Consider the following 7,372-nt stretch of genomic DNA (forward strand, 5'->3'; position numbering starts at 1 on the left):
GCTAGTTTAAGGGCTTCTGCTTTAAATTCAGCAGTGTGAGTCTTGCGGGTCTTTTGGGTTGTCATATTCACCTCGTTAAGTCATTTTACTCACTTAGCGTGGTGTCCAAAAGTATTGGATCAGATCAAACTTTTGCTTGGTGTCTTTGATTAAGTTAGCGGTAACTGCTCGATCAAATGCGTCCCAATTATCTATCGAATCCACCGAAATATAAGGCTCTTTAGTTCTCGGGTGGATATAGGTTGCATTCTCTATACACTCCCTGCGTATTGTTGGTTCATGGAGTGGGTAGTCGAGTAAACGAGTTATTTTTAGCCAGTTATCCGCTTCACTCTCCTTCACCCTTATAATCTTATAGCCAAGTTGTTGTAGGTGAGCGTCTCGTTGCTTGTCTTTCCGCTGTTGCCTCACTGTTTGATGATAAGCTTCGTCAAACTCAAGGATGAATTGATCGGTAACCTCCCCTTCATTTAGCACTTTTACTATAAAATCAACACGATAATTTTCGATTGGGGCTTGTTCTTCTAGTTCACAGGAGCGAGCACATATACTTGTTCCTAGTCTTTCTATAAGTTTTCTCAGCTTTACTGCAAACAGTTGTTCAGCTCTCGCTCTACAAACAGGCGGTATGGGAACCCCTGTATATTCAGAGAGCTGTCTTAGCAAGTCACGATTATAGATAGCATTCGGACCATGGGTGAGTAATATCATCGCATGCTTAGCGTGTAACTTATTGATATTTTTAGAATCTTCGCACATTAACCATCTGGCATCTCCCCTTTCTGATATCGCTCCATCCTTAATAGCTTCTCGTATGGCTCTACCTATCCATTGGGCATAGCGTTTGTTTGAGCCGTGAACCAGTAGATAAAGCTTTCTCATGTTGAGAAACGGTTGCTCATATTGGTTATGTTCTTGAAGTATTCGTTTCTGCTCATCTAAATTATGGACACTTTCTAGTTCTGGAGGGCGGCACCAATATCCTCGAAACAGTTCGGCTAATTTGGTATCACGGAAATGGCGCCTAGTTCGTGAGTTTTCGATTAAGGCCTGCCGATTCCTAAGGTATTCTTCTCTGTCAAACGGAGCTTCAACTACTCCATGCTGAGTAAAAGTTCGTGCTACAACTAGCGAAGCAGTATTCTTGAGAGGTCTTTGATTGGTACTATCTAGCTCATTAGCTGTATTAAGAGTGTTGTCATACTTTGAGCTTGAGAGTTTCAGTAAGTCGTTTAAAGTATTCATCTTACACCTCCACATCGCTAAGAGTTGACACGGGAGAGTAATGGAAAGCATCAGGCACTATTGGCTGAATATGTGCTGTGGCGGCTCCGTAGTCGATAGCATTTATCAGTGGAACTAAATGCGAAACTTCAGTACTGACTAGTCCACCATACTGACCGCCAGCGTGACCTAGCAAGCGGGAAATGTTTTCAGGATTTGCCTCAACTCGGCTTAGTTTGTCTTTGACTGAATGCCTAAAAGCATGTGGGGTAACATGCAGAGGTAATCCTAAATTATCCCTAAGTTGCTTAATAAACCATTCACTAGGCTTGTTGCTGTAGTTACCTTGTAGCAGACGAATGTTAGTGAATAAGCGTTCGCCTCCATTTGCTCTTACATAATCAACAAAAGTGATAAATCCTATTCTTATCAGCTCGTTATGAATTGGTATGGCTCGTTGGGCATTTGGCGTTTTCAAGTAATGATCTTCAGAGCTTTGTTCGACTATAAAGCACCAATGTTCCCCAAGCTTTCGTATATTTCCTACACTAAGCTGCGAGATTTCACCTAGTCGCATGCCACTATAAGCGGCAATAAGCGGCAGCCAGAAATGGCTTGCATGCTGGATTTTCCTTGTCTTAATCCCTTTATGCTCAGCAAATAAGGGATGAGCAAAGATTTGCTTGGCTTCTTGGTCTGTGATCGGATTACGTTTGGCCTGCTTAGATACCTTAGGCATGGGAATATTGTCGTCTGGCAAGGGATTTCGATTGATATACCCCATTGACTCACTCCAGCGGAAAAACTCCCTGAGTCGATTCATATGGTTATTGGCGGTGACAGAGCTGATTTGCATGCTGGCGGTATCAGTAGTGCAGTTTTTGATGCCATCCTTGTGGAGATCTTCTTGAGTCTTTCCTTTAATGAGTTTGGGCAGAATCCCTCTTAATGCTCTGCCGTGTTCACGGGTGAGAGTGCCGATTGCGACATCACCAAAAAAGCTGCTCGCAACCACTAGCGAGTGCTGGTACTGATTTATCGTCCTGACTTTCCATCCTTTGGCTTGATTCTCGCTAAGGTATTCCCCAATGGCCTGACCTAGTGGGACTATATTGGTGGAATTTATGGACGCGGGTTCAGTTCCCTTTGAGACATCTGAAGATGATTTTTCAGTTGACTGCTTTTGTTCTTCTGCTAAATCAATGGGTTGGTGCTTTAGCATGGCCGAATAGATATCAGGTATACGGTCACAGACCATACGGGTGAGTTGATTGAGTTGTTCTGGGGGCAGAACTGGCTGCTCAGTATCAGCGAAATAGTCGTTAACGAGCCGTTGAGATTGACGTAGGTCGTTCAATCTTGCGGCTTCGGTTGTTTGACTTTTGAATAGTTGTAAGAAATCTATCCATATTTCATATTCATCTTCGGTTCTGGGGCTCGATTGCCAATCGGCCAGCTCCATACGATGGTAATGATGGATTATCTTTCTAGCTTGATTTTTCAGGGTTTCATAACAAGACGTCATTTGAGATTCCTCATGTGTTGACTGGTTAAACGTCTCGTAATTCAACCAAAAGCTGACTTTATTAGGGGGTTCAGGCCCGTCAACTCCACCTTTATGTTCGGTGGCAGCACTATGTCGTGTTCTCAAATAACTATCTGATAAAGAGATAGTTTGCTTGCTAATGAAACAATTGAGCAATAACGCTAACGTCCTAGCCTCTATTAAGTTGGCTGTCCGAAGCGAAACTCTCAATGTCGCATTTATACGCCTGTTGGGTAGCCTTTGTCTATACCACCAGACTGCATTTCGTTGATAGAGATAAGTCGGGAAAAGGGAAGCCATGTAGCACACTCCTGTAGCACAGTTGTGTCAGGCTCAGAAAAGAAAAAAGGACTGAAACCGTAATGGAATCAGTCCTTTAGGAAGGTGGTGGAGGCGGCGGGACTTGAACCCGCGTCCAGAAAACCTACATCCAAGGCGCTACATGCTTAGTCTTTCTATTGTTTAACCGTTTGAACTCCGAAAGACAGGATCCCAAACGGTGAGTCCGGTACTGTTTCGCGGTTCACCCCCGGACAGGGTTCCCTCGCTAGCACGATGTGAGATGACCATCAAATCCACTGCCCATGTGCGAAGCGTGTGGTAGATGGCTAGCGGCATTAAGCGGCTAGAGCGTAGTTATCGTCGTTTGCAACTATAACTTTGCGGCTTTTAACGAGGCCAACCGCCCCTCGGCATGCTCCCAGGGTTTCGTGAATCCTGTCGAATCCAGAATCGCCCCCAAGAAAGTTGATTGTAACTCGTAGCGTAAAGATAACCTAGTATCATTTGCTGCAAGTTCAATCGTTTGTTCATTATCCGCGCGTTTTTTCCTTTTTCATTACGCGGGCTTTTTCGACTTCCCATTCGCGCGCTTTAGTATCTTCACGCTTGTCGTGATCTTTTTTACCTTTACCTAGGCCGATTTCCACTTTGACCCAAGCCCCTTTACGCCAGTACATTGAGATAGGGATAATCGAGTAGCCTTGGCGTTCCACTAAACCTGCTAATTTGTCCAACTCTTTACGACTTAACAGTAATTTTTTGAGTCGTATAGGGTCGCACACCACATGGGTAGAGGCGGTATTGAGCGGAATAATGGTACAGCCGTGCATAAAGGCTTCGCCATTTTTCAGGAAGACGTAGCAGTCCGATAGGTTCACTTTACCCATGCGGATAGACTTCACTTCCCATCCCATGAGGGATAGGCCGGCTTCCATTTTTTCTTCGAAACGGTATTCGAAGGTTGCGCGCTTATTACGTGCGATTGTCGCAGGCGCGGCTTTTTTTGAGTTTTTCTTTACCATAGTGGCGCCATTATACGCACGGTGAATCAATTTGAAATGGATATAAGGGTTTATTTGAGCTATTTCAAGCCTTCATTAGTTTGTTGCTGGTTTTTTATACGGTTTTGGCGGTGTCATCATAGGGATATGTGAGGGGTGCGTTTTTTAAGTATCGTGGTAGAATCCAAACCAATTTTTGTTAGCTTCCCTAGAGATTAGGGCGCGCGGAGTTCGCTTGAGACAGCGTGTTTACTTAGATTGAGAGTGCCAAGCTTTATGCCGCAAATTTCTCGAAGTGTGTTAGTTCGTTTTAGTGCGATGCAAATGTATGATTTAGTCAATGATGTTGAGTCGTACAAAGAGTTTTTACCCGGTTGTGTTGGCGGTAAAGTGCTTGAGTTTGATGGTAAAACCATGGTGGCCTCGGTCGATGTGAGTAAGGCGGGGATCCGTAAGACCTTTACCACGCGCAATCAGGTGGTGCCGGGAAAGAGTATCGAGTTAAGACTTGAAAATGGGCCTTTTAAACACTTATTCGGCCAGTGGCGTTTTACCGAGTTGACTGAAGATGCCTGTAAGGTGGAGTTCGATTTAAATTTCGAGTTTTCCAGCTCATTGGTCGATATGGCTTTTGGTAAAGTGTTTAATGATCTTATGGTGTCAATGGTGACGGCATTTACCAGCCGCGCTAAGGTAATTTACAGTGACAAATGAAGCAGATAAGTTCGTCGTCGATGTTATTTATGCGCTGCCGACTCAGCAGAAGGTGATTTCGGTTAGCGTATTGCCCGGCACGAGCGCGATTGACATAGTGCGTCAGAGCAATATGGTGAGTTTTTTCCCTGAGATTGATTTAGAAACGGTAAAGCTTGGGGTGTTTAGCAATGTGATTAAGCATGACCAAGTGATTTTACCTGGGCAGCGAGTAGAGATTTATCGCCCGTTGATTGCCGATCCTAAGGATGTGCGCCGTCGCCGTGCCGATAAGGCCAAGGATGAAGGTCGTGCCAATAAAGTGACCGGTGGACGGGTGTCTTAATCTGTCTGCAACACCAGCACACAAAAAAAGCGCCATGGGCGCTTTTTGTTTTTAAGGTAAGTGTTAAACCAGTGTACTTACTTGATTGGCTTTTGAACTTGCGCTTCGGTTTGATTTTCTTTCACTAATGGCTTTTCATCTGGGCGCTGTGCTGGCACCTGCGGCGCAGATTCTGCGGTGTTTACCATCGGCAACTTACTTTGCTCAAGCGGCGTATTAAACTCTGGGCTTAATTCATAGTCGCCCTTCACTAAGCTTAATTTGTTGCCAGTAAAGTGCAGGATCAGTTCTTTGTGGGTAATGCTCGCATCACGGCCACTCTTATAGTGGTACACATAATACCAAGTGTCATCGGCAAAGCTGTCACGCAGTACTGGGCGACCAAGAATGTATTCGGCCTGCTCTTTGGTCATGTCGATACGCAACTTTTCAACCTGTTGCGGCTCCATGTAGTTGCCTTGCGGAATATCGGGCTTATAGATCAGCCAATCAAACACGCTACAGGCACTGAGCGAAACTGAGAGCGCAATGGCACTCAGCAGGGTAAGACTTTGCTTTTTATTGATCATTGTATGCGCTACTTCTGAAAATCTGGCGGCCATCATACCCAAGCAGTCCCCCCTATGACAAGGGTAATTGGGCGTTGCGGCGCTTATCGTTGCAATTGTGTGAGTTTTCGACCTAAGCGGCTGGCTTTAGTTCGCTGTGTGTGAAGCTTTTTATAATGAACACTGATTTATGGGGATTGTTACCTGTATCGCTTTTTGTTTTATATGTACCGTGTAGGGCGGTAATTAGGTCAGAAAATTTTACCAAATGCAGTATTGTGCTGTGGCATTGTTAGCTAAATGTGGGTAGAGTTGTGAAAGTTTTTTGTTTTGATGATCTTAGCGATGATATTGGTTTTAGAGAGCGTTATTTCAGCGCTTGAATTTATGTATTAATCCGCCGAGATCGCCTTTTTAGGAGAGACCATTGGGATCACTCGTTTGTGTGGGTACGGGGTTACAGCTCGCGGGGCAAATTAGCGTATTAAGCCGCAGCTATATTGAACATGCCGATATTGTATTTTCACTCTTACCCGACGGTTTCTCGCAGCGTTGGTTGACGAAGCTCAACTCCAATGTCATCAATTTGCAGCAGTTTTATGCGCAAAATGGTGAAGTTAAAAATCGCCGAGACACCTACGAGCAAATGGTCAATGCCATTCTAGATGCGGTGAGAGCGGGTAAAAAAACTGTGTGTGCACTCTATGGTCATCCGGGCGTGTTTGCCTGTGTATCCCATATGGCTATCACTCGTGCCAAGGCAGAAGGGTTTTCAGCCAAGATGGAGCCGGGGATTTCGGCCGAAGCTTGCCTGTGGGCCGACTTAGGGATTGACCCTGGCAACTCCGGGCATCAAAGCTTTGAAGCTAGCCAGTTTATGTTTTTCAACCATGTGCCAGATCCCACCACCCACTTATTACTCTGGCAAATCGCGATTGCGGGCGAACATACCCTAACCCAATTTCATACCTCGAGTGATAGGTTGCAGATCCTCGTGGAGCAGTTAAATCAATGGTATCCCCTCGACCATGAGGTGGTCATCTACGAAGCGGCCAATTTGCCAATCCAAGCCCCGCGTATCGAGCGTTTACCTTTAGCGAATTTACCCCAAGCACACTTAACGCCGATTAGTACGTTGTTAATTCCGCCAGCAAAAAAGCTGGAGTACAACTATGCTATTTTGGCTAAGTTAGGGATCGGTCCCGAAGATTTGGGCTAAATTGAAGTGTGATACTGAGTCATTATTAACAATAAGGAGAAAACATGTTTGCATTATCGGATTTTTTTACCCAGTTAGGCCAAGATGCGCAGTTAATGGAAGATTATAAGCAGAATCCACAGGTGGTAATGCTTGCTTATGGTTTAAGTATTGATGAAATTACTGCTGTCATGACGGGGGATATGAAAAAACTCAAAAGTCTGAACGGAGATGGAGATTATCAATTCTTCGTGTTAGTTAACCATGGTAACCGTTCTGAATACCACGAAAATGTTATAAGTTCTGTTGACTCAAAGTTAAGTCCTGAAGAATCCCCTGATGATTTACAAATAAATCATCAAATTAGGGTGGAAGCGCATCTTGTTGCATGATCAAATGGTTTCGCCAAAAACTACACTTGGACAACAAGATGCGCGAAGCCAATATCCTACAACATTCTTTACACCAATACTGCCCAGAACTTCACCTAAAACGATTAAACAGCTTGATGCTGGCCTCTAAGGCACTGATTGA

At 44.6% G+C, this 7,372-nt stretch carries 7 protein-coding genes, 1 other RNA gene and 1 pseudogene; 4 read left to right on the plus strand and 5 right to left on the minus strand.

Annotation, left to right across the window (positions count from 1 at the left end):
- Positions 1 to 93: 93 nt before the first annotated feature.
- From AEA42_RS04415 to smpB, 4 genes are all read right to left on the minus strand, one after another.
- Entirely contained in the window at positions 94 to 1,245 is a 1,152-nt protein-coding gene (locus AEA42_RS04415) for a DUF559 domain-containing protein (protein ID WP_055647082.1), read from the minus strand.
- Between the two features lies 1 nt (position 1,246).
- The gene (locus AEA42_RS04420) at positions 1,247 to 2,749 is read right to left on the minus strand and encodes a site-specific integrase (RefSeq protein WP_197278420.1); all 1,503 of its coding nucleotides are present in this window, start codon (positions 2,747 to 2,749) and stop codon (positions 1,247 to 1,249) included.
- Positions 2,750 to 3,155: 406 nt separating this feature from the next.
- Positions 3,156 to 3,510: a transfer-messenger RNA gene (ssrA, locus tag AEA42_RS21700) on the minus strand.
- A gap of 72 nt (positions 3,511 to 3,582) precedes the next feature.
- A complete protein-coding gene (gene smpB / locus AEA42_RS04425) occupies positions 3,583 to 4,074 on the minus strand; it encodes an SsrA-binding protein SmpB (RefSeq protein WP_011071661.1) in 492 nt (163 codons plus the stop codon).
- A gap of 255 nt (positions 4,075 to 4,329) precedes the next feature.
- Here smpB and AEA42_RS04430 point away from each other — a divergent pair, with 255 nt between their 5' ends.
- Positions 4,330 to 4,767 (plus strand): type II toxin-antitoxin system RatA family toxin, encoded by a 438-nt coding sequence (locus AEA42_RS04430; protein WP_011623526.1) that lies wholly within the window; start codon positions 4,330 to 4,332, stop codon positions 4,765 to 4,767.
- Entirely contained in the window at positions 4,757 to 5,092 is a 336-nt protein-coding gene (locus tag AEA42_RS04435; RefSeq protein ID WP_037415988.1) for an RnfH family protein, read from the plus strand. The genes AEA42_RS04430 and AEA42_RS04435 overlap by 11 nt, the downstream gene beginning before the upstream one ends.
- A gap of 77 nt (positions 5,093 to 5,169) precedes the next feature.
- Here AEA42_RS04435 and bamE read toward each other — a convergent pair whose 3' ends face one another.
- Positions 5,170 to 5,661 (minus strand): outer membrane protein assembly factor BamE, encoded by a 492-nt coding sequence (bamE, locus tag AEA42_RS04440; RefSeq protein ID WP_037416135.1) that lies wholly within the window; start codon positions 5,659 to 5,661, stop codon positions 5,170 to 5,172.
- Positions 5,662 to 6,067: 406 nt separating this feature from the next.
- Between bamE and AEA42_RS04445 the strand changes: the two genes are divergently transcribed.
- A complete protein-coding gene (locus tag AEA42_RS04445) occupies positions 6,068 to 6,859 on the plus strand; it encodes an SAM-dependent methyltransferase (RefSeq protein WP_037415991.1) in 792 nt (263 codons plus the stop codon).
- Positions 6,860 to 6,903: 44 nt separating this feature from the next.
- A pseudogene (locus tag AEA42_RS04450) lies at positions 6,904 to 7,110 on the plus strand (hypothetical protein); the annotation flags it as partial.
- Positions 7,111 to 7,372: the final 262 nt, after the last annotated feature.

The organism is Shewanella sp. Sh95 (assembly GCF_001308045.1).
Classification (GTDB): domain Bacteria; phylum Pseudomonadota; class Gammaproteobacteria; order Enterobacterales; family Shewanellaceae; genus Shewanella; species Shewanella xiamenensis.